Origin of the sequence: Prevotella sp. P3-92, assembly GCF_002251205.1 — a bacterium.
GTDB lineage: Bacteria > Bacteroidota > Bacteroidia > Bacteroidales > Bacteroidaceae > Prevotella.
Map to the genome: position 1 here is coordinate 1 of NZ_NPJE01000045.1, position 599 is coordinate 599.

Genomic DNA, 599 nt, shown 5'->3' on the forward strand with positions numbered 1-599 from the left:
AGCTTGTCCTCTTCCGAGAGCTCGTCCATGCCCAGGATGGCGATGATGTCTTGCAGCGACTTGTACTTCTGCAGGTTCGACTGGACTGCGCGGGCCGTCTCGTAATGCTCCTGGCCGACGACGCGCGGCTCGAGCACGCGGCTGGTCGAGTCCAGCGGATCCACCGCCGGATAGATGCCGAGCTCCGAGATCGCGCGGTTGAGCACGGTCGTCGCGTCCAAGTGGGCGAACGAAGTTGCCGGGGCCGGATCGGTAAGGTCGTCCGCGGGAACGTACACGGCCTGCACCGAAGTGATCGAGCCCTTGTTGGTCGAGGTGATGCGCTCCTGCAGCGCGCCCATGTCGGTCGACAGGGTCGGCTGATAGCCCACGGCCGAGGGAATGCGGCCGAGCAGCGCCGACACTTCGGCGCCCGCCTGGGTGAAGCGGAAGATGTTGTCGACGAAGAACAGCACGTCCTGGCCTTCGACGTCGCGGAATATTCGGCGATCGTCAGGCCCGACAGCGCGACGCGGGCACGGGCGCCCGGCGGTTCGTTCATCTGGCCATAGACCAGGGCAACCTTCGAACCTTCCGAGATCGCGTTGCCGTCGGGATAT

At 65.3% G+C, this 599-nt stretch carries 1 pseudogene; it reads right to left on the reverse strand.

Going from position 1 to position 599, the window contains the following annotated elements:
• Positions 1-599: pseudogene (locus CIK93_RS06955) on the reverse strand (F0F1 ATP synthase subunit beta); the annotation flags it as partial.